The following is a 20,289-nucleotide window of genomic DNA, read 5'->3' on the forward strand; positions in this document are numbered from 1 at the left end:
CTTTTTCATGCCCGGTGAGTTGGCGCCCTAGGCGCCGAAGGTCTTGCGGATCCGCACGTAGTACATGCGGCCGACCTGGATATCGCGGTCCTCGACATAGGCGATCTGGTTCAGGCTTCGCGGGCCGTCATAGACCGTCCGGGTGTTGCGGAAGCCGCGCTTGGTGAGGTTCGCCACCTCGACGCGAACGATGATGTCGGGCCGCGCGCGCCATTCGACATAGGGGCGGACGAAGGTCTTGAGCTTGCGGTCTTCGACCTCGCTCAGCCGGTAGTAGGTCTCGCGCCAGCCGCCATAGACGTCGAGGCCCCAGTTGGCCCGCAATTGCGGCAGGTCGTGGGTGAAGGTGACCTCCCACTCCAGCGGCTGCAGGCCCGAGATCTCGCGGTCCTCGCCGGTGGTCGGATCGGTGACCTCCGAGCGCCGCCACGTGCCTTCACCCTTCAACTGCATGGCCTTGCCGCCGAACCGGTCGAGCGGCAGGGTGACGTTGAGGATCAGTTCGTCCTTGGTCCCGTCGCCGATATTGGCCCGGCTGTCGAAGATGTCGCCGTTGGCGGCGAACACCGGCCGGCGGTCGATGACGTCGGTCAGGGCCGAGTGGCGCAGGGTCAGCACCGCCGCGCCGTCGCCCAGGAAGCGCTGCTCGACGGCGGCCTCGCTCACCCAGGCCTGTTCCGGGTTGAGGTCCGGGTTGCCGGCCTGGATCACGCCGGTGTTCAAGGTCGAGGAGGCGACGAAGTCGTCGAAGTTCAGTTGGCCGACCACGCGCTCGAACCGGAAACGCACCTGCGTCGCGGCGCTCGGCGCCCAGCTCGCGGCGAACCGCGGCTTGGCGAAGTACAGCGTCTTCTCGACTCGGACGTCGCCGTCCGAGGAGATGGCCGACCCCTCGTAACGCAGGCCGCTTTCCAGGGTCCAGCGGCTAGACGGTCGCCAGATCGCCTTGGCGAAGAGCTCGCCGCGCTTTTCCTCCACCTCGACATTGGCGGCGGGCAGCTCGACCACGGCGCCGTTCTCGGCATAGGTCGTCTGGCTCTCCAGGGCGTTGAAGGCGCCCTCGGCGCCGAGCTCGAGCGAGACCTGCGCGGTGGGGCGGAACTTGAGCACGCTGCGGGCGATGGTCTCGCTGCTTTCGCGCGACAGGCCGAAGCGGGCGTCGAATCCCTCGCCATGGAAGCTGGAGTCGATGTCCTGGTCGCGGGTCTGGCGCAGGCCGACCAGCTCCAGGGTGGTGCGGGCGCCGAAGTCGCGGGTGAACAGGCCGCCGATCTCGGTGTCGAAGCGGTTGGAGACGTCGGCGAACACCTGGGTGTCGGGGCCGGGCAAGGTGACATGGTCGGTCTCCTCGGTCTTGAAGTCGTCCCAGGCGACCCGCGCGTTCATCCGCGCCTTGCCGCCAAGCAGCGGGGTCTCGTAGGCGCCGGTGAGGGTGCTGACGCCCCCGTCGCCCTCGCTGTCGACCTGAGAACGAAACAGCTCACGGCCGCCGGGTGCGACCTTCACGTGCGGGCCCTGTCCGGCGCCGTCGTCCATGCCCATGCCGTAGCGGGCGGCGGCCTCCCAGTTGCGGCCGCCGTTCCCGCCCGATAGCTCCAGGCGCACGCCATAGAGATTGCGGCCGTCATAGATGTGGTTGTTGGCGACTGCGAACAGGCCGCGGAAGCCCGCACCGGACTTTCGGACCACATTGGCCAGCACCGACTTGCCCTGCATGTCCACGCCCGGCGCGCCGCCGCGGATCAGGTCGATGCGCTCGACCTGGCCGGCGGGGAGACGGCGCAGGATTTCCTCCAGGTCGTCGGTCTTGGAGGTGGGGCGCTGGCCGTCGATCAGTACGTTGCCGCCGCCGCCCTCGAAGCCGCGGATCTTCGCACCGGTCTCGATCGAGAACCCCGGCAGGCGCAACAGCATCTCGTGGGCGTTGGCCGGTTGCGAGCCGGAGAAGAAATCTGGCGGGTAGCTGATGACCCCTTCGGCCGTGGAGACCGCCGCCATCGGCGCGGCGACGACGGCCTGGGCGTCCTCTCCAGCGGCGGGGGCGGCGAGGGCGAGGGCCGAGGCCAGGGCCGGAATGATCATGTAACGGTGCTCCCCGAAGATGCAGGCAAGTGACCTGCACCCCCGGGGCGACACCAATTAAATCCCGGAAAGGTGGATTAAATCGCCGAAATGTTTCCGGTGGTTAGTCGGCGGCGGCGATCAGATGCTGGTGCCGCCGACGGTCAGGCCGGTGATCTTTAGCGACGGTTGGCCGACGCCGACGGGTATGCTCTGGCCGGACTTTCCGCAGACGCCGACGCCGGGATCGAAGTCGAAGTCGTCGCCGATCATCGTCACCCGGGTCAGGGCCGAGGGACCGTCGCCGATCAGGGTCGCGCCCTTGACCGGCGTGGTGATCTTGCCGTCCTCGATCAGGTAGGCCTCGGTGCACTGGAAGACGAACTTGCCGTTGGTGATGTCCACCTGGCCGCCGCCGAAGTTCGCGCAATAGAGGCCGCGCTTGGTCGAGGCGATCATCTCCGCGCGCGGGGTCGAGCCAGCCATCATCGCGGTGTTGGTCATCCGCGGCATCGGCATGTGGGCGTAGGACTGCCGGCGGCCGTTGCCGGTCGCGGTCAGGCCCATCAGCCGGGCGCTCATCCGGTCGTGCATGTAGCCCACGAGGATGCCGTCCTCGATCAGGATGGTGCGTTCGGTGGGCGTGCCCTCGTCGTCGATGGTCAGCGAGCCGCGACGCCCGGCCAGGGTGCCGTCGTCGAAGACCGTGACGCCGGGCGCGGCGACGCGCTCGCCGATGCGGCCGGAGAAGGCCGAGGTGCCCTTGCGGTTGAAGTCGCCCTCCAGGCCGTGGCCGACGGCTTCATGCAGCAGCACGCCGTTCCAGCCCGGGCCGAGCACCACGTCCATCTCGCCCGCGGGGCAGGGGACGGCGTCCAGATTGACCAGGGCCTGGCGCAGGGCTTCCTCGGCCTGCTCCTGCCACTTGTCGGGCGTGATCCAGGCTTCGAACCCGGCGCGGCCGCCGGCCCCGGCGAAACCGTTCTCGCGCTTGCCGTCCTTCTCGACCGTCACCTGGACGTTCACCCGGCAGAGCGGGCGCACATCACGGATCAGCCGGCCGTCGGCGCGCAGGATCTCGACGGTGCGGCGCTCGCCGGCCAGGCTGGCCATCACCTGGACGACGCGAGGGTCGCGGGCGCGGGCCCAGGCGTCGATCTCCTGCAGCAGGGCGACCTTGTCGGAGAAGGCGGGCGAGGCGGTGGGATCGTCCTCGCCATAGAGCTTGGCGTTGGTGGAGCGAGGGCCTTCGGCCGAGACGCCGGAATAGCCGCGCTTGGCCAGAGCCGACGACTGCGCCGCGCGCTTGATCGCCGCTTCGGAGACCTCGCTGGAATGGGAGTAGCCGGCGGTCTCGCCGGCCACGACTCGCAGGCCAAAGCCTTCCGACGAATCATAGGAGGCCGACTTCAATCGTCCGTCGTCGAACAGGAAGGCCTCGCTCTCGGACTTTTCCACGAAAAGTTCACCGTCGTCGGCGCCGACCAGGGCCTCGCCAAGAATCTCACGGGCCCGTTCGGGCGAANAGGCGAGCGTTCAGAGATAGGGGGTCGCAGCCGCCGCGTCACCCCAAACCGCGCTCGTCTTGCGTTCGGCCGGCCAGCGGGTCGTGTCCCCAGTTCATCAGCGACCATCGCCAGCGCGTGTGCGTCACGTCGCCCCAAGGCCGTTGGGCCAGGTGACGGCGAGCATAGCCAATCACCTTCTTCATATGGGTGTAGTCGGCCTCGGTGAGGTCCTCCGGCGGCCGCGCCCTGATCTCGATGATGCGGCGGGCCGACTGGCGGCCGACCGATTCGCTCTCGCCGCGCCGGGTGAAGCCGACGGCCTTGCTCTGGTCCGTCTCGAGCCAGGCCTCCAGGGTCGAGGGCGACATGTTCACGACGGCGTCGAAGTCCCGGCGGATGGCGAGTTCCTCCTCCGGGTGGCGATGGGGCCTCATGAAACCTCGTGCTCCGGTTTTGCGAAAACTACGCCGGAACCGGCGTTTTGGACGCGTTGCGCCCGACATATCATCGGTCGACGGTCAGACATCGCGCCATAGGGGGTCTTAGCGCCTTGGCAAGGGATGGGAGAGCGCGTATGGACCCCGGCTTAAGGGCAAGGCCTCACGATTTTTGGGGCCTCGTCTCGATTCCAGTCGGCGGGGGCGATCGTCTTTCGCGAGGCGCGGCCGGCCAAGCAGACCGAGGGGACATGAAGTCTAGGGTTCAGGGCATGCGGACGTGGGCGGCGGCAGCCGCTGCGGGCGCGACGTCAGCGTTCTGGGGCGTTCAGGCGTTCGCGGACGAATTGATGGGTCAACCGACGCCGGGTGGCATCGGCCTTCAGCCGGCGGCCTCGCCGTTGAAGCACGCAGCGCATGATTTCCATGATTGGATTCTCATGCCGATCATCACCTTCATCTGCTTGCTGGTTCTCGGCCTGCTGCTGTGGTGCGTGATCCGCTACAACAAGCGGTCGAACCCGATCCCGGCGAAGTGGAGCCACAACACCCTCGTCGAAATCGTGTGGACGGTGGTGCCGGTGCTGATCCTGATGGCCATCTCGGTCGTCTCGTTCAAACTGCTCTTCGCCTATCACGACATGCCCAAGCCGGACCTGACCGTTAAGGCCACCGGCTACCAGTGGTACTGGGGTTATGAGCTGCCTGACCAAAAGGTCGGCGAGTTCGTCTCCAACATGCTTCCCGAAGACGAGGCCAAGGCGCGCAACGTTCCGTATCGCCTGGCCGCCACCGAGCCGCTCGTGGTTCCGGTCAATAAGACCGTCCGCGTGCTGGTCACCGGCGCCGACGTCATTCACGCCTTCGCCCTGCCGGCGTTCGGCCTGAAGGTCGACGCGGTTCCCGGCCGGATCAACGAAACCTGGTTCCGCGCCGAGCGCACGGGCACCTTCTATGGCCAATGCTCCGAGCTGTGCGGCGTCGACCACGCCTTCATGCCCCTGGAGATCAAGGTCGTGACGCAGCCTGAGTTCGAGGCCTGGGTGGCTTCGAAGGGTGGTTCCACCGCTCCGGCCGCTCCGGCGGCTGCTGCTCCGGCCGCTCCCGCCGCCGAAGGCGCCGCGACCCCGGCCGCCGCCTCGGTTCCCGCGGCTCCGGCCGCGAACGCCCCGGCCGCGGTTGCGCCCGCAGCGCCCGCGCCGACCTCCACGCCCGCCGCGCCCGCCGCGGCGCCGGCCGCGAACTGAGCTTAGGACAGAGTACGATGGCACAAGCCGCAGCTCACGATCATCACGACGAAGCCGATCATAAACCCGGCTTCATCGCTCGTTGGTTCTTCTCCACGAACCACAAGGACATCGGCACGCTCTACCTGCTGTTCGCCATCATGGCGGGCCTGGTGGGCGGCGCTCTCTCGGGCCTGATCCGTTGGGAACTGGCCGAGCCGGGCATTCAGATCTTCAAGGAAGGCTCCTCGATCCAGCTTCTGGGTCTCGTTGAGCAGTCCAAGCACGGCTACAACGCCGTGGTCACCGCCCACGCCCTGATCATGATCTTCTTCATGGTCATGCCCGCCATGATCGGCGGGTTCGGGAACTGGTTCGTGCCGCTGATGATCGGCGCGCCGGACATGGCGTTCCCGCGGATGAACAACATCTCGTTCTGGCTGCTGGTCGCCGCCTGGATCCTGCTGCTGGTGTCGATGTTCGTCGACGGCGGTCCGGGTAAGGGCTTCGGTGGTGGTTGGACGGCTTATCCGCCGCTCTCGACCTCCGGCCACGCCGGCCCGGCCATGGATTGCGCCATTCTCGCGCTCCACCTCGCCGGCGCCTCGTCGATCCTCGGTGCGATCAACTTCATCACCACGATCTTCAACATGCGCGCGCCGGGCATGACCCTGCACCGTATGCCGCTGTTCGCCTGGTCGGTGCTGATCACCGCCTTCCTGCTGCTGCTCTCGCTGCCCGTCCTGGCCGGCGCGATCACCATGCTGCTGACGGACCGGAACTTTAACACCCACTTCTTCGATGCGGCCGGCGGCGGCGACCCCGTCATGTACCAGCACCTGTTCTGGTTCTTCGGTCACCCGGAAGTGTACATCCTGATCCTGCCAGGCTTCGGCATCATCAGCCACATCGTGTCGACCTTCTCGCGCAAGCCCATCTTCGGCTACCTCGCCATGGCCTACGCCATGGTGGCCATCGGGTTCATCGGCTTCGTCGTGTGGGCGCACCACATGTACACCGTCGGCATGAGCATCAATCTGCGCGCCTACTTCGTGGCGGCCACCATGGTCATCGCGGTGCCCACCGGCGTGAAGATCTTCTCCTGGATCGCCACGATGTGGGGCGGTTCCATCGACTTCAAGACGCCGATGCTCTGGGCGATGGGCTTCATCTTCCTGTTCACGGTCGGCGGCGTCACCGGCGTCGTCCTGGCCAACGCCGGCATCGACTACAGCCTGCACGACACCTATTACGTCGTGGCCCACTTCCACTACGTGCTCAGCCTCGGCGCCGTGTTCGCGATCTTCGCGGGCTTCTACTACTGGTTCGAGAAGATCTGGGGGGTGAAGTACCGCGAGTGGCTCGGCCAGCTGCACTTCTGGGTCATGTTCGTCGGCGTGAACCTGATCTTCTTCCCGCAGCACTTCCTGGGTCTTCAGGGCATGCCGCGCCGATATATCGACTATCCGGAGGCGTTCACCCTGTGGAACCACGTGTCGTCGATCGGCTACGTCGTGACCTTGGTGGCCGTGGTGATCTTCCTGATCGTCCTCATCGAAGCCGCGATCTTCCGCCGCAAGGCCGAAGCCAATCCGTGGGGTGAAGGCGCAACGACGCTGGAGTGGACCCTGTCCTCGCCGCCGCCGTTCCACCAGTTCAACGAACTGCCGGTGGTGAAGCCGGACCTTCACTAGGTCCAGCTCGCCAAAGACTTCAGGGGCGCGGGCTGGGACAATCCAGCACGCGCCCTTTAGTCGTTTTGAGAGTATCTTGATGGCCATGTCGCCAGCCCTTTCACGCCCGAGCGCGCCGCCGCGGTGGCAGGACTATGTCCAGCTGCTGAAGCCGCGCGTGATGTCGCTGGTGATCTTCACCGCGATCACCGGACTGGTCTGCGCCGACTCCTCGGTGAACCCGATCCTGGGCGCGATCGCCATCTTCTGCATCGCGGTCGGGGCCGGCGCCTCGGCCTCGTTCAACATGTGGTACGACGCCGACATCGACGCCAAGATGCGCCGCACGCGCGCCCGTCCGGTGCCCTCGGGCAAGGTCCAGGGTTCCGACGCGCTCGCCCTGGGCGGGGTGTTGTCGATGTTCTCGGTGATGCTGCTCGGCATGACCACCAACTGGCTGGCCGCCGGCCTGCTGGCCTTCACCATCTTCTTCTACGCCGTCGTCTATACGATGTGGCTGAAGCGCTCGACGCCCCAGAACATCGTCATCGGCGGTCTGGCCGGCGCCTTGCCGCCGGTCATCGGCTGGGCCGCGGCGGCTGGGAGCGTTCCGCTGAACGCCTGGCTGCTGTGCGCGATCATCTTCATGTGGACGCCGCCGCACTTCTGGGCGCTGTCGCTCTACACCAGCGAGGACTACGAGAAGGCCGGCGTGCCGATGATGCCGGTGACGGCGGGCGCGGCCTCCACCCGCAAGCAGATCCTGATCTACAGCCTGCTGTTCGTGCCGCTGTGCATCGTGCCGGTCTTCACCCATCTGGGCGGCCTGACCTATCTGGCGGTCGCCGGACTGGGCGGCCTGGTCTTCCTGGTCCTGGCCTGGCGGGTGTTCAAGAGCCGCGCCGGCGAGGCCGCGGGCGAGCGCAACGACGACGGCCTCTATGACGTGAAGGGCGGCTCCAAGGACGCCCGCAACCTGTTCGCCTTTTCGATCCTCTACCTGACCCTGTTGTTTGCGACGCTGCTGGCCGAGCATGCGCTGGGCCTGCCCCCCGTCGGAGTGCTGTAAGTGAGCGAGCCTACGCCCGATCCCACCGTCGAGGCGCGTGCGCGCCGCGGTCGCAACATCGCGCTGGCGCTCGGCCTGGTGCTGTTCGTCGTCCTGGTCTTCGTGGTGACCGTCGTGCGTATGGGAGGCAATGTTGGCCTACGACCGCTCTAAGCCGGAGCCCACGCCCCAGGCCAAGCGCAACGCCAAGGTCGCGATGATCTGCGGCGCCGGGTTCGTGCTCATGGTCGGCGCGTCGTTCGCGTCGGTGCCGCTCTACAAGGCTTTCTGCCAGGTCACCGGCTTCGACGGGACCATCCGCAAGGCCGAGGTCGCGCCGGACAAGGTGCTGGACCGCAAGCTGCTGATCCGCTTCGACGCCAATGTCCGCGACCTGCCGTGGAAGTTCACCGCCGAGCAGACGACGCAGAACGTGCGAATCGGCGAGACGGGTCTGGCCTTCTTCAAGGTCACCAACAACGGCGACAAGCCGATCACCGGACGCGCGGTCTATAACGTCGTTCCGGAATCCGCCGGCGCCTATTTCCAGAAGCTCGAGTGCTTCTGCTTCTCCGACCAAACCATTCCGGCCGGAGAAACGATTGAATTTCCTGTGGTTTATTTCGTAGATCCGAAATTCGCCGAGGACTTCGAGACCAAGGGCAAGGGCGAGGTCACCCTCTCCTACACCTTCTATCCGTCGGTCGAAGCCGAGCGCGCTGAACGGCGCGCCGACGCCTCGACGACAAACCATCCTTCCGCCCTTGGCGTAACCGCCAAGGCGGGGCTATAGCGTCACGCAAATTGTCTTTCGCCGGCTCGAGAGAGGGGACGGCGTCTGTGATATCTGAGAGGGGTTAGGTCCGAAATGGCCCACGGCGAAGTCAAGCACGACTACCACCTGCTGCCTCCGAGCCCTTGGCCGCTCGTGGGTTCCGCCTCCGCCGTCATGATGGCGATCGGCGGTGTGATCTGGATGAAGGGCCTGTTCGGCCTGCCGCAACACTTCCCGTGGGTGTTCTTCGCCGGCCTCGCCGGCGTGCTCTACACCATGTACGGCTGGTGGTCGGACGTGATCAAGGAATCCAAGGCGGGCGACCACACGCCGGTCGTGTCGATCGGCCTGCGCTACGGCATGATCATGTTCATCGCTTCCGAAGTGATGTTCTTCGTCGCCTGGTTCTGGATCTTCTTCGAAATGGCGCTCTTCCATGAGCACCGGACCCTGTCGTCCATCGAGGAAGTTCGCGCCGCCTGGGCCACCTGGCCGCCGGCCGGCATCGAGACCGTCCCGGCCTGGAACCTGCCGCTGCTGAACACCCTGACCCTGCTGCTCTCGGGCACCACGGTCACCTGGGCGCACCACGCGCTGCAGCAGGGCGACCGCAAGGGCACGAAGCTGGCGCTGATCCTGACGATCATCCTCGGCGCGATCTTCACCGGTATCCAGGCTTACGAGTATCACCACATCCTGGAGCACAAGTACTTCTTCGGCGGTGAAGGCCAGGCCAACTCGGGCCTCTATGGTTCGTCCTTCTTCATGGCGACCGGCTTCCACGGCTTCCACGTGCTGATCGGCACCATCTTCCTGGCGGTTTGCCTGATCCGTCTGCTGCGTGGCGGTTTCACCCCGCAGAAGCATTTCGGCTTCGAAGCCGCCGCCTGGTACTGGCACTTCGTCGACGTGGTCTGGCTCTTCCTGTTCGCCTTCATCTACGTGGTGTTCGGCGGAGCCGGCCACTAGGCCCGAGTCATGAGTAACCCCAATCCGCTTTTGGCGGGCCTACGCGGCCGCTGCCCGAACTGCGGAGAGGGGCGACTCTTTGAAGGCTTCCTCAAGGTCGCGCCGAAATGCGCGTCTTGCGGATACGACCTGGCCAAGGCCGACTCTGGAGATGGCCCCGCGGTCTTCGTGATCCTGATCGCGGGTTTCTTCTGCGCCTTCCTGATGCTCTTCACCGAGCTCAAGTTCTCGCCCCCTATCTGGGTGCATATCGTCATCTTCCTGCCCCTGACCCTCGGCGTCTGCCTGGGTCTGCTCCGCCCACTGAAGGGCGTGATGCTGGCGGCTCAGTTCTCCAACAACGCTTCGGAAGCCCGCCATGACTGATCGCGCTCGCCGCTTCCCGGTGGGTCTGACGATCGCGGTGGCGATTTCCCTCGCCATCCTGGTCGGGCTCGGTTCGTGGCAGCTCAAGCGGCTGGCCTGGAAGGAAGGCCTGCTGGCGCGCGTCGCGGCGCTGCAAGCCGCGCCCGCCAAGCCGGGCATCGCGGCCATGGAGCAGATGAGCGTCGGCGCCGATCTCGACTTCGCCCGCGTCCAGCTGGAATGCCCCGGGCTCGCCAGCGCGCCCTATGTCCAACTCTATTCGGTCCGCGACGGCCAGCCGGGCGCGCGCCTGGTCTCGGCCTGCCACATCGCGGGCGGCCGTTATCGCAGCATCCTGGTCGACCGGGGCTTCGTCGACGAGACGGTGTCGGCCCGCCCGCGCGTGAACGTTTCCGACCGGACCCCGATCACCATCACCGGTGTGCTGCGGGTTCCCGAGCCGGGCAACTTCGTCAGCCCGCCGAACGACGTGGCCGCCAATCGCTGGTACGTCCGCGACGTCCCGGCCATGGCCAAGGCGCTGAGCGCCGACGCCCCGGCGCCGCTGGTGCTGATGGCCGAAACATCCTCGAACCCGGAGTGGAAGGCGCTCGATCCTGCGCCGCTCCCGGCTGAAATCTCCAACCGCCACCTGGAATACGCCCTGACCTGGTTCGGTCTTGCCGCGTCTCTGGTCGGCGTTTATGTCGCCATGCTTTGGCGTAGACGGAAGACCTGATGCGGTATGTCTCCACGCGGGGGGAATCGCCCTCCGTCGGCTTCATCGATGCGGTTCTCTCAGGCTTGGCGCCTGATGGCGGGCTCTATGTGCCCGAGGAATGGCCGACCTTCAGCCGAGACGAAATCGCGGCCTTCGCCGGCAAGCCCTATCACCACGTGGCCACCGAGGTCCTGGCGCGCTTCGTCGGCGACGAGATCCCGCACGAGGTTCTGGGCGACATGTGCGCCGAGGCCTATGCCAGCTTCACCCACGCCGCCGTCGTGCCGGTGCGCCAGATCGCGCCGGGCGGGTTCATGGCCGAGCTGTTCCACGGGCCGAGCCTGGCCTTCAAGGACGTGGCCATGCAACTGCTGGCCCGGCTGTCCGACCACGTGCTGGGCGCCCAGAAGCGCACCCAGACCATCCTTTGCGCCACGTCGGGCGACACCGGCGGCGCAGCCGTCGAGGCCTTCCGTGGCCGGGCCAACACCAAGATCGTGGTGATGTTCCCGGACGGCCGGATCTCCGAGGTCCAGCGCCGCTTCATGACCACGGCCGCCGAGGACAATGTCCGCTGCGTGGCGGTGGCCGGCGACTTCGACGATTGTCAGGCGATCCTGAAGACCTCGTTGCAGGACGCGGCCCTCAAGCAGGCCGTCGGCCTGTCGGCGGTCAACTCGATCAACTTCGCCCGCATCGTCGCCCAGAGCGTCTATTACTTCACCAGCGCCGTGGCGCTGGGCGCGCCGCATCGTGAGATCGCCTTCGCCGTGCCGTCGGGCAATTTCGGCGACGGCTTCGCGGGCTTCGTGGCCAAGCGCATGGGGCTGCCTATCGCGCGGATCATCATCGCCACCAACTCCAACGACATCCTGGCCCGCGCCTTCGAGGAAGGCCGCTATGTCCGGGGCGTGACCGCGCCGACCCAGTCGCCGGCCATGGACATCCAGTCGGCCTCGAACTTCGAGCGGCTCTATTTCGAGTGCGTGCGCCGCGACGGGATCGAGACGGCCCGCGCCTTCGCCGCTTTCGCCGAGACCGGCGGCATGGACATCCCGCCCCAGGCGCTGGCCACCATGCGCGAGACCTTCACCGGCGTGACGATCGGCGAGGGCGACACGACCCGCACCATCATGGCCACCCTGCGTGAGACCGGCGAACTGATCGATCCGCACACCGCCGTCGGCGTGGCCGGCATGCAGCGGGCGCGCGGCGTCACCGACGCCCCGATCGTGGTGCTGTCGACCGCCCATGCGGCGAAGTTCCCCGACACCGTGGAAGCGGCGACGGGCGAGACCCCTGTCATGCCGAGGACCGCGGCCCATCTTGCTGGTAAGGAAGAGCGGTTCGATCGGCTGCCCGCCGACGCCGACACCATCAAGGCCTACGTCATGGCCTTTGCCGAAGGCTGACCCACTGCCCACCGTCCACATGCTGAAGAATGGGGTTCGCGTCGTTTGCGACCCCATTGATGGACTTGAAACCCTGGCTCTGTCGGTTGTCGCCGGCCGGGGCGCGCGGTCCGAGGACGAGGCCCGCTCCGGCTGGTCCCACCTGCTGGAGCATATGGTCTTCAAGGGCGCGGGCGAGCGGTCGGCACGCGACATCGTCGAGGTGATCGAGGCCGAGGGCGGCCAGATCAACGCGGCCACCGGCTATGAGCGCACCAGTTTCCAGATCCGCGCCCTGAAGGGCGGCCTGGATCTCGGCTCCTCGGTGCTCGCCGACCTGGTGCTGCGCCCGACCATGGACGCCGGCGACCTCGTCCGCGAAATCCAGGTGGTCGGCCAGGAGATCGCCGAAGCGGCCGATACGCCCGACGACCACGTCTTCGAGATGGCGCAGGAAGTCGCCTTTGGCGATCAGCCGCTGGGCCGGCCGATCCTGGGCACCGACGAGTCCATCGCCCGGGCGAGCGTCGAGACGCTGTCGGCCTGGCGCGCGGCGCTCTATGCGCCGGACAGCCTGGTCATCGCGGCCTCCGGCGCGGTGGACGAGACCGAACTGCTGGCCCTGGCCGAACGCGATTTCGGCGGCGCGGCGGGGGAGGGCGCGGCGGTTCCGCCGACGGCGGCCTTCACCGGCGGCCGGCGCGCGACCTCGAAGGCGCTGGAGCAGGCCAATCTGGTCTTCCTGCTGCCGGCCGTGGGCGTTCGTGACGAAGCCTATTTCGCCATGCGCCTCTATGCCGAAATCCTCGGCGGGGGCATGGCCTCGCGGCTGTTCCAGGAAGCTCGCGAGAAGCGCGGCCTGGCCTATGCTGTCGACGCCTATTCCGAGACCTACGCCGACACCGGCGTGTTGGGGATTTTCGCCGGTTGCGCGGCCAAGGACGCCGCCGAGCTGGCCCGCGTGGCCGCCGGCGAGGTCCAGGGCATGGCGAGCCGTATCGAGCCCGCAGAACTCTCCCGCGCCAAGGCCCAGCTCAAGGCCTCGATGTTCATGGCCCGCGAACAGCCGCTGTCACGCTCCGAACAGGCCGCCGCCCAGGTGCTGCTGTTCGGCGAGACCTTGGCGACGTCCGACCTCGCCGCGCAGATCGACGCCGTGACCGCGCAGGACCTGATCGCCCTGGGCGAGCAGATCCTGGCCCCGCGCCTTTGCGCGGTGAGCGTCCTGGGCCCCAAGAGCGCCCTGAAGGCCGCCGAGGCGTTCGAGCGGGCGCTGTTCGCCTAACCGGCTTGACGCCGGCCACTCATTCCCGTGACCTTGCGCTATGGCCTTGTTGGATTGGATCGCCCCGGAAAGTGGGCTGCGGATCGAGGGCGACGGGGTTCGCCTGCGGCCGCCGCGCGCCGCCGACTTCGCCGAGTGGCGCGAGCTGCGCGCCCAGTCGCGCGATTTCCTGCAACCGTGGGAGCCGACCTGGCCGGCCGACGACCTGACCCGTGCGGCCTTCCGCCGCAGACTGACCGCCTATTCCCGTGATCGGGAAGCGGGGACCGCGTTTCCTTTTTTTGTTTTCCGGACTCGGGACGACGCCCTGACCGGCGGGATCACGCTTTCAAACGTTCGCCGCGGCGTCGCCCAGATGGGTTCGGTGGGCTACTGGTGCGGTCAACCCTTTGCACGGCAAGGCCAAACGCTCGCCGCCGTGCGGTCGCTGAGCGTCTTCGCCTTTCGCACCCTGGCCCTGCATCGGCTGGAAGCGGCCTGCCTTCCGCACAACGATGCGTCCCGCAGATTGCTCAACCGCGCCGGGTTTCGCGAGGAGGGGCTCGCGGAGGCTTATCTGAAAATTAACGGCGTTTGGCGAGACCATGTGTTGTTCGGTCTTGTGTCGCCTTTGCAGGCGCATGAGGGGCCGGGCGATGGAGTGTCTGTTTAGCGCGATCGGCAAAACGCCGGGCCCGCTCGGCGGCGCGTTGACCTGTAGCGTCTTGAGGCGATGCCGAACGATCGTTGGAGCTGGGACGCCACCACGACGCTTGAAGCGTTGGGCGCGGCCGACGTAGTTCTCTGGCTCTGGGAGCCGGAGAAGGATCGTCTGCGCTTGACTGGCGCGTCCCGCGCGCTCGGCCTTGGGCCGCTCGCCCCTGAATGTTCATCCGCGGCTATCCGCGCCTTGGCCCTGCCGCCGGATCGCGCGCTGGCCGAGGATATGCTGCGTGTCCAGGAACCGGGCTCGGAGATCGCCGTGCGCCTGCGCATGCGCGGCGGCGGGGTCTGCATCTGGCGCGGCGTCTGGCTTGAGGACGGCGGCCTGCGCGCCGCCGGCGTGATCGCTCCCGAGGTCAAGTTCGCCGCCTCCGACCTGGACAGCCTCACCGGCCTGCTCGACCGCAAGAGTTTCGTCACCCGCGCGCGCGAACGCCTGCAAAGCCCCGGCCAGCATGAGCTGGTGGTGGCCGACCTTGACCGCCTGCGCCGCCTGAACGAGGCGCTGGGTCACGAACGCGCCGACCTGGTGCTGGCCGCGCTGGGTTCGCGCCTGGCCGCCGCCTTCCCGCCGAACGCTCTACTGGCCCGGGTCGGCGAGGACGAGTTCGCCGTCCTGGCCCCGACCTCGCGTCCGTCCGCCGCCGAGACCCTGCGTCAGGCGCTGGAGCAGCCGCTGCGCGTCGCCGGCTTCGATATCCATCCCACCCTCTCCATCGGCGCCGTGGAGGCTGTCGGCGGCGAGGACGCCCCGGAGGCCGCCGAGCTGCTGCGCCGGGCCGAACTGGCGGTCGAGTCCGCCAAGAGCAACGGACGTGGCGGCGCCGCCGCCTATGGCCGGAGCCTGGAAAGCGACGGGCTGTCGCGCCTGGCCCTGGAGAGCGATCTGCGCGGCGCCATGGGCCGCAACGAAATCGTGCCCTTCTACCAACCCATCGTGCGGCTCTCGACCGGCGCCCTGTCGGGGTTCGAGGCCCTGGTCCGCTGGCGCCACCCGCGTCGCGGCCTGCTGACGCCCGATCAGTTCCTGCCGCTCTGCGAAGAGATGGGCCTGATGAGCGAGCTGGGCGCGATGATGATGCGCCAGGCCGGCCATCAACTCGCCACCTGGCGCCGTGATCACCGGGCCGCCGGCGAACTGACCGTGGCGGTGAACCTCTCGACCGGCGAGATCGATCGCCCCGACCTGATCTCCGACGTGATCGCCATTCGGCGCGAAACCGGCCTGCCGCCGGGCGCGCTGAAGCTGGAAGTCACCGAAGGCGACGTCATGCGCGATCCTGATCGCGCCGCCGTCGTGCTGCGCAACCTGCGCGAGGCGGGCGCCGCGCTCGCCCTCGATGACTTCGGCACCGGCTTCTCGTCGCTCAGCTACCTGACGCGGCTGCCCTTCGACACCTTGAAGATCGACCGCTACTTCGTACGCACCATGGCCACCAACGAAGGCTCGGTGAAGATCGTCTCCTCCGTAGTGAAGCTCGGCCAGGATCTGGATCTGGAAGTGGTCGCCGAGGGCGTCGAGAACGCGCAGATGGCCCGCCATCTGCTGTCGCTCGGCTGCGACTACGGCCAGGGCTTCGGCTATGCGCCGGCGCTGTCGCCGCAGGAGGCCGAGGTCTATCTCAACGAGAGCTATGTGGACGGCGCAGCGCCGGTGAAGGCGCGCGGCTAGGCGCGCCCAGCCGTCGTGGTGAGCAGCCGGGCGTCGACGCCGATCTTGGCCAGGGCCTTGGTCCACTTCTGTTCGTGGTCGCCGCCGAACACCAGGGTCTCGTCCGCGTCGCAGGTCAGCCAGACGTTCTCGCGGATTTCGCGCTCCAACTGGCCCGGCCCCCAGCCGGCGTAACCGAGCGCCAGCAGCGAGCGCCTGGGCGGGCGGCTCTGACCGGCCATGGCCTCCAGCACCTCGCGGGTGGCGGTCAGGGAAATACCTTCGCGGATCGGCAGGCTGTTCTCACCGGAGGTGTAGTCGTCGGTGTGCAGGACGAAGCCGCGTTCGCGATCAACAGGACCGCCCAGCAGCACGAGGTCCGGCGGAATCTGGATCGTCGACCTGACCTCCAGGCGTCCCAGCAGGTCGGGAACGGTCAGACCCTCGACCGGGCGGTTCACCGCGATGCCTATGGCGTGGCTTTCGTCATGGGCGCAGATCAGCACCAGGGCGCGTTCGAAACGCGGGTCGCCGATGCCAGGCATGGCGATCAGCATCTGGCCGGAGAGGAAAACGCCGTCGTCCATATTCTGGAATTTGACCTTCATCGCGGCGCTTTCAAGTCTTGAACTCACACAAGAACGTTGAAGCGACGCCGGACCACGTTATCTGGTGAACCAACTTCATCAGGGAGAGAGACCCATGACCATCAAAGTCGGCGACAAACTGCCCGCCGCCACCTTCTCCGCGGGGACGCCGGAAGGTCCTCGTCCCATGTCCACCGACGACATCTTCGCCGGCAAGAAGGTCGCGCTGTTCGCGGTGCCGGGCGCCTTCACCCCGACCTGCTCGGCCAAGCACCTGCCGGGCTTCAAGGATCACGTCGCCGACTTCAAGGGCAAGGGCGTCGACACCATCGCCTGCGTCTCGGTCAACGACGCCTTCGTGATGAAGGCCTGGGGCGAAAGCCAGTCGGTGGGCGACGCCATCCTGATGCTCGGCGACGGCAACGGCGACTTCACCAAGGCCATCGGCCTGGAGATGGACGGCTCCAAGTTCGGCATGGGCCAACGCTCGCAGCGCTATTCGATGATCATCGAGGACGGCGTCGTGAAGGAGCTGAACGTCGAGGCTCCTGGCGAATTCAAGGTCTCGGCCGCCGACTACATGCTGGCCCAGCTCTAGCACCTGGCCCAGGCGGCGCCACCGCGCGCCGCCTGGATCACCTGCGCCATGGACAAGGTCGCGGCGTCGGGCCCAATGGCGCGATGAGCCGTGACGGATACAAGATCGAGCGACTGGCCTGGCGCGACGAGGTGCTGGCGCAGATCGCCCTGCCGCGCGGCGTGCTGCGCGTGACCCTCGGCCTGGGCTCAGGCCTCGCCCGCCGCCCTGGCGATCCGCCGGACCGGCTTTGGGCGATCGGCGACCGGGGTCCGAACCTGAAGATCAAGCAGGCGGTCGAACAGTACGGCCTGGATCACCTGCGCAAACTTGCCGAGATCGACGGGGCCAAGGTCATGCCCCGCCCCGACATCGGGCCGACCATCGCCGAACTCAGCCTGAAGGACGGGGTGGTGAGCTTCGTTCGCGCCCTGCCGCTGCGCACGCCCGGCGGGCGGCTACTGTCGGGCCTGCCGCTGCCGGGCGGGGGCGAGGCGGAGATGGAGCCGACCTTCGATTTGGACGGCGCGCTGCTGGCGCCCGACGGCGGCGCCGACACCGAGGGCCTGGTCGCGCTGAGGGGGGGCGGCTTCTGGGCGGCCGACGAATACGGTCCCTCGCTGATGCGTATCGACCCCCAGGGCGTGGTCACGGCGCGCTGGACGCCGCAGGGCGTGACCGGCGAGTGCGATCCGCCGCTGGAGGCGATCCTGCCGGCCATCGCCGTCCGCCGCCGGCTCAACCGCGGTTTCGAGGCGTTGTCGATCTCGCCCGACGAGGCGTGGCTCTATGTCAGCTTCCAAAGCCCGCTCGATCTCGCCGACGACGAGGCGCGCTCGCGTCATGCCCGGATCTGGAAGCTCGATGCGGCGACCGGGGCGGTGGCCGCGCAGTACGTCTATCCGTTCGACCGGCCCTCAAGCTTCGGCCGCGACAAGGCGGCGGGCGACGTCAAACGCCGTGACCTGAAGATATGTGAGACGGTCTGCATCGGCCCTGACCGGCTACTGGTGCTGGAACGGATTTCCAGGACGGCGAAGGTCTATCTGGTCGAGCTGGCAGGTCCGGGCGCCTCGCCCCAGCACCTGGACGTCGCGACCCGGCCGACCATCGAGGAACTGGAGCCGCAGGACATGGCCGGCGCCGGGGTTCCGGTCCTGGCCAAGACCCTGATCTTCTCGACCGACGACGCCCCGGAGGTCGGCGCCGATCTGGAGGGGATGGCCGTGATGTCGGATCGCGAGCTGATCCTGGTCAACGACAACGACTTCGGGATCGAAGGGGTGGAGACCCGGTTCTTCCGCATCACCTTTGATAAGGCGGTGTTGCGGTAGTTCAGATCCTCCCCCGTTGGGGGAGGTGGCGCGCGTAGCGCGACGGAGGGGGCCTGCGATAGGAGTCGAAGTCCCCCTCAGTCGGCCGTTCNGCATCTGTCGAGCGACTTAAGCCCCCAGAGCCTCAGCCCCGACGGCTTCCAGATCCGCCGCGCCCTCGACCACGCCGTCGGCGAGGCCCGAGGCCTGGGCCAGGACCTGGCTGGCGTAGATGCGGGCGAGCGCCGACTTGCTCTTCGACCAGTCGTCGGCGCCTTGGGCGGTGGCCAGGGCTTGGCGCGCCAGCATCCAGCCGCCGATGACGTCGCCGGCCAGTTTCAGATAGGCGGTGGCGCCGGCGAGGGCGTTCGGGCCCTTGTTGTTCAGCACCCAGTCGGTGGCGCGCTCCAGGGCCGCGACCGCGACCTCGAGGCGGGCGCCGACGCTCGCCAGGGCGGCCGAGCCCTTCAACTCGGCGACGGTGGCGTGCATCTCGGCGCAGAGGGCGTCCATCACGCCGCCGCCCTCCATCGGAACCTTGCGGCCGACGAGGTCGATGGCCTGGATGCCGTTGGTGCCTTCGTAGATCGGGGCGATGCGGGCGTCGCGGTAGTGCTGGGCCGCGCCGGTCTCCTCGATGAAGCCCATGCCGCCGTGGATCTGCAGACCCATGGAGGCGACCTCGACCCCGATGTCGGTGGACCAGGCCTTGGCGATCGGGGTCAGCAGTTCCTGGCGTTGGCGCGCCGTGGTGCGCTCGGCTTCGGTGGGGGCCAGGTTCGCCTGGTCGGCCAGCACGCCGGTGGTCATGCAGATGGCGCGGGCGGCCTCGATCTTGGCCTTCATCAGCAGCAGGCTGCGGCGCACGTCCGGGTGGCCGTAGAGCGGGGCGGGATACTCCGCCGACCAGACGGCGCGGCCCTGCTTGCGCTCCTGGCTGAAGGCCAGGGCCTGCTGGAAGGCGCGCTCGGCGATGGCTACGCCCTGGACCCCGACCTGCAGGCGGGCGGCGTTCATCATGACGAACATGTGGGCGATGCCGTTGTTCACCTCGCCGACCAGTTCGGCCTGGGCGCCTTCGAACAGCATGACGCAGGTGGGCGAGCCGTGGATGCCCAGCTTGTGCTCGATGGAGCCGGCGCGCAGGTCGTTGGCGGCGCCCAGCTGGCCCTCGTCGTCGACCAGTCGCTTGGTGGCCAGGAACAGCGAGATGCCCTTCACGCCGGGCGGTGAGTCTGGCAGCCGGGCGAGGACCAGGTGGCAGATGTTCTCCGCCGCGTCGTGGTCGCCCCAGGTGATGAAGATCTTTTGCCCGGTCAGGCGGTAGCCGCCCTTGCCGTCCGGTTCGGCGCGGGTGGTGACGGCGGCGAGGTCCGAGCCGGCCTGCGGCTCGGTCAGGTTCATGGTGCCGGTCCATTCGCCGGAGACCAGCTTGGGCAGGACCAGCCGCTTCTGGCGCTCGTCGCCATGCAGGGCCAGGGCCTCGATGGCGGCCTGGGTCAGCATCGGGCAGAGGCCGAAGGCCATGTTGGCGGCCTGGATCATCTCGAAGACGGCCAGCTCCATGGCCTTGGTCAGACCCTGGCCGCCGTGCTCGGGATCGGCCGAGAGCGAGTTCCAGCCGCCGGCCACGAAGGCCTGGTAGGCGGCGGCGAAGCCGGGGGCGGAGACGACCGCGCCGTTCTCATAGCGCGCGCCGACCTGGTCGCCCTTGCGGTTCAGCGGAGCCAGCTGTTCCTCGGTGAAGGCGCCCGCGGCCTCCAGGATGGCGGCGACCGTATTTTCGTCGAGTTCTGGGAAGCCCGCGGCGACGAGGGCCGGATGGCCTGCGGTCTGGAGCGCGAGGGTCAGGTCACGAAGAGGCGCACGAAAAGTCATTGCAGGGCTCCGGAGGGCATTTCAGTTTCATAATGCAAGCTGGGGGTCGACTCCAACCCTTCACAGCTTCGTGAGGTGTCTGGCGTCTTTCCATCGCCGCCGCGTTGGACCATTTGCGCTCCTTGAGCTTCACCGGAGGGTG

The 20,289-nt window shown here is 67.6% G+C and carries 19 protein-coding genes; 14 read left to right on the forward strand and 5 right to left on the reverse strand.

Translation table 11 applies throughout. From position 1 onward, the window contains the following. Positions 1-27: 27 nt before the first annotated feature. From ASE02_RS02450 to ASE02_RS02460, 3 genes are all read right to left on the reverse strand, one after another. Entirely contained in the window at positions 28-2,082 is a 2,055-nt protein-coding gene (locus tag ASE02_RS02450; protein ID WP_056730811.1) for a TonB-dependent siderophore receptor, read from the reverse strand. A 120-nt stretch (positions 2,083-2,202) separates the two neighbouring features. Beyond that, positions 2,203-3,586, reverse strand: a 1,384-nt coding sequence (gene tldD, locus ASE02_RS02455; protein ID WP_156405897.1) for a metalloprotease TldD, incomplete at its 5' end; no start/stop codon positions are given. Between the two features lie 39 nt (positions 3,587-3,625). Continuing rightward, positions 3,626-4,003, reverse strand: coding sequence for a DUF3140 domain-containing protein (locus ASE02_RS02460; RefSeq protein WP_056730815.1), 378 nt, complete (start codon positions 4,001-4,003; stop codon positions 3,626-3,628). Between the two features lie 254 nt (positions 4,004-4,257). On the opposite strand from ASE02_RS02460, the gene coxB reads away from it, so the two are divergent. The 12 genes from coxB to ASE02_RS02515 all read left to right on the forward strand — a co-directional run bounded on the left by coxB (position 4,258) and on the right by ASE02_RS02515 (position 15,813). Beyond that, the gene (coxB, locus tag ASE02_RS02465) at positions 4,258-5,253 is read left to right on the forward strand and encodes a cytochrome c oxidase subunit II (RefSeq protein ID WP_056730817.1); all 996 of its coding nucleotides are present in this window, start codon (positions 4,258-4,260) and stop codon (positions 5,251-5,253) included. A gap of 17 nt (positions 5,254-5,270) precedes the next feature. After that, positions 5,271-6,926 (forward strand): cytochrome c oxidase subunit I, encoded by a 1,656-nt coding sequence (gene ctaD / locus ASE02_RS02470; protein WP_056730819.1) that lies wholly within the window; start codon positions 5,271-5,273, stop codon positions 6,924-6,926. Between the two features lie 85 nt (positions 6,927-7,011). Then, positions 7,012-7,974: a heme o synthase gene (gene cyoE / locus ASE02_RS02475; RefSeq protein WP_369818513.1), complete on the forward strand. Its 963-nt coding sequence runs from the start codon at positions 7,012-7,014 to the stop codon at positions 7,972-7,974. Beyond that, positions 7,975-8,127 carry a hypothetical protein gene (locus ASE02_RS22615; protein WP_200957595.1) on the forward strand — a complete coding sequence of 51 codons (153 nt, stop codon included), beginning with the start codon at positions 7,975-7,977 and terminating at the stop codon, positions 8,125-8,127. 43 nt (positions 8,128-8,170) lie between these two features. After that, positions 8,171-8,746, forward strand: a complete 576-nt coding sequence (locus ASE02_RS02480; RefSeq protein ID WP_235536598.1) for a cytochrome c oxidase assembly protein — start codon at positions 8,171-8,173, stop codon at positions 8,744-8,746. Between the two features lie 75 nt (positions 8,747-8,821). Further along, positions 8,822-9,697, forward strand: coding sequence for a cytochrome c oxidase subunit 3 (locus tag ASE02_RS02485; RefSeq protein ID WP_056730826.1), 876 nt, complete (start codon positions 8,822-8,824; stop codon positions 9,695-9,697). Positions 9,698-9,706: 9 nt separating this feature from the next. After that, positions 9,707-10,063 (forward strand): DUF983 domain-containing protein, encoded by a 357-nt coding sequence (locus ASE02_RS02490; RefSeq protein ID WP_056730828.1) that lies wholly within the window; start codon positions 9,707-9,709, stop codon positions 10,061-10,063. Next, entirely contained in the window at positions 10,056-10,781 is a 726-nt protein-coding gene (locus ASE02_RS02495) for an SURF1 family protein (protein ID WP_056730830.1), read from the forward strand. The genes ASE02_RS02490 and ASE02_RS02495 overlap by 8 nt, the downstream gene beginning before the upstream one ends. Beyond that, a complete protein-coding gene (gene thrC / locus ASE02_RS02500; protein ID WP_056730832.1) occupies positions 10,781-12,175 on the forward strand; it encodes a threonine synthase in 1,395 nt (464 codons plus the stop codon). The genes ASE02_RS02495 and thrC overlap by 1 nt, the downstream gene beginning before the upstream one ends. A gap of 19 nt (positions 12,176-12,194) precedes the next feature. Further along, positions 12,195-13,439, forward strand: coding sequence for a pitrilysin family protein (locus ASE02_RS02505; RefSeq protein ID WP_056730834.1), 1,245 nt, complete (start codon positions 12,195-12,197; stop codon positions 13,437-13,439). Between the two features lie 40 nt (positions 13,440-13,479). Beyond that, positions 13,480-14,091, forward strand: a complete 612-nt coding sequence (locus ASE02_RS02510; protein ID WP_056730836.1) for a GNAT family N-acetyltransferase — start codon at positions 13,480-13,482, stop codon at positions 14,089-14,091. 60 nt (positions 14,092-14,151) lie between these two features. Further along, the gene (locus ASE02_RS02515; protein WP_056730838.1) at positions 14,152-15,813 is read left to right on the forward strand and encodes a bifunctional diguanylate cyclase/phosphodiesterase; all 1,662 of its coding nucleotides are present in this window, start codon (positions 14,152-14,154) and stop codon (positions 15,811-15,813) included. Here ASE02_RS02515 and ASE02_RS02520 read toward each other — a convergent pair. Beyond that, complete coding sequence (locus tag ASE02_RS02520; RefSeq protein WP_056730839.1) at positions 15,810-16,400, reverse strand: YqgE/AlgH family protein; 591 nt, start codon at positions 16,398-16,400, stop codon at positions 15,810-15,812. The two genes, ASE02_RS02515 and ASE02_RS02520, sit on opposite strands and share 4 nt — an antisense overlap. A 94-nt stretch (positions 16,401-16,494) precedes the next feature. Between ASE02_RS02520 and ASE02_RS02525 the strand changes: the two genes are divergently transcribed. After that, entirely contained in the window at positions 16,495-16,977 is a 483-nt protein-coding gene (locus ASE02_RS02525; RefSeq protein ID WP_056730840.1) for a peroxiredoxin, read from the forward strand. Positions 16,978-17,060: 83 nt separating this feature from the next. After that, on the forward strand, positions 17,061-18,290 hold the full coding sequence (locus ASE02_RS02530; RefSeq protein WP_056730842.1) for an esterase-like activity of phytase family protein: 1,230 nt from the start codon (positions 17,061-17,063) through the stop codon (positions 18,288-18,290). Between the two features lie 108 nt (positions 18,291-18,398). Here ASE02_RS02530 and ASE02_RS02535 read toward each other — a convergent pair whose 3' ends face one another. Beyond that, the gene (locus tag ASE02_RS02535; protein ID WP_056730844.1) at positions 18,399-20,147 is read right to left on the reverse strand and encodes an acyl-CoA dehydrogenase; all 1,749 of its coding nucleotides are present in this window, start codon (positions 20,145-20,147) and stop codon (positions 18,399-18,401) included. Positions 20,148-20,289: the final 142 nt, after the last annotated feature.

The organism is Phenylobacterium sp. Root700, assembly GCF_001429025.1.
Lineage (GTDB): Bacteria > Pseudomonadota > Alphaproteobacteria > Caulobacterales > Caulobacteraceae > Phenylobacterium.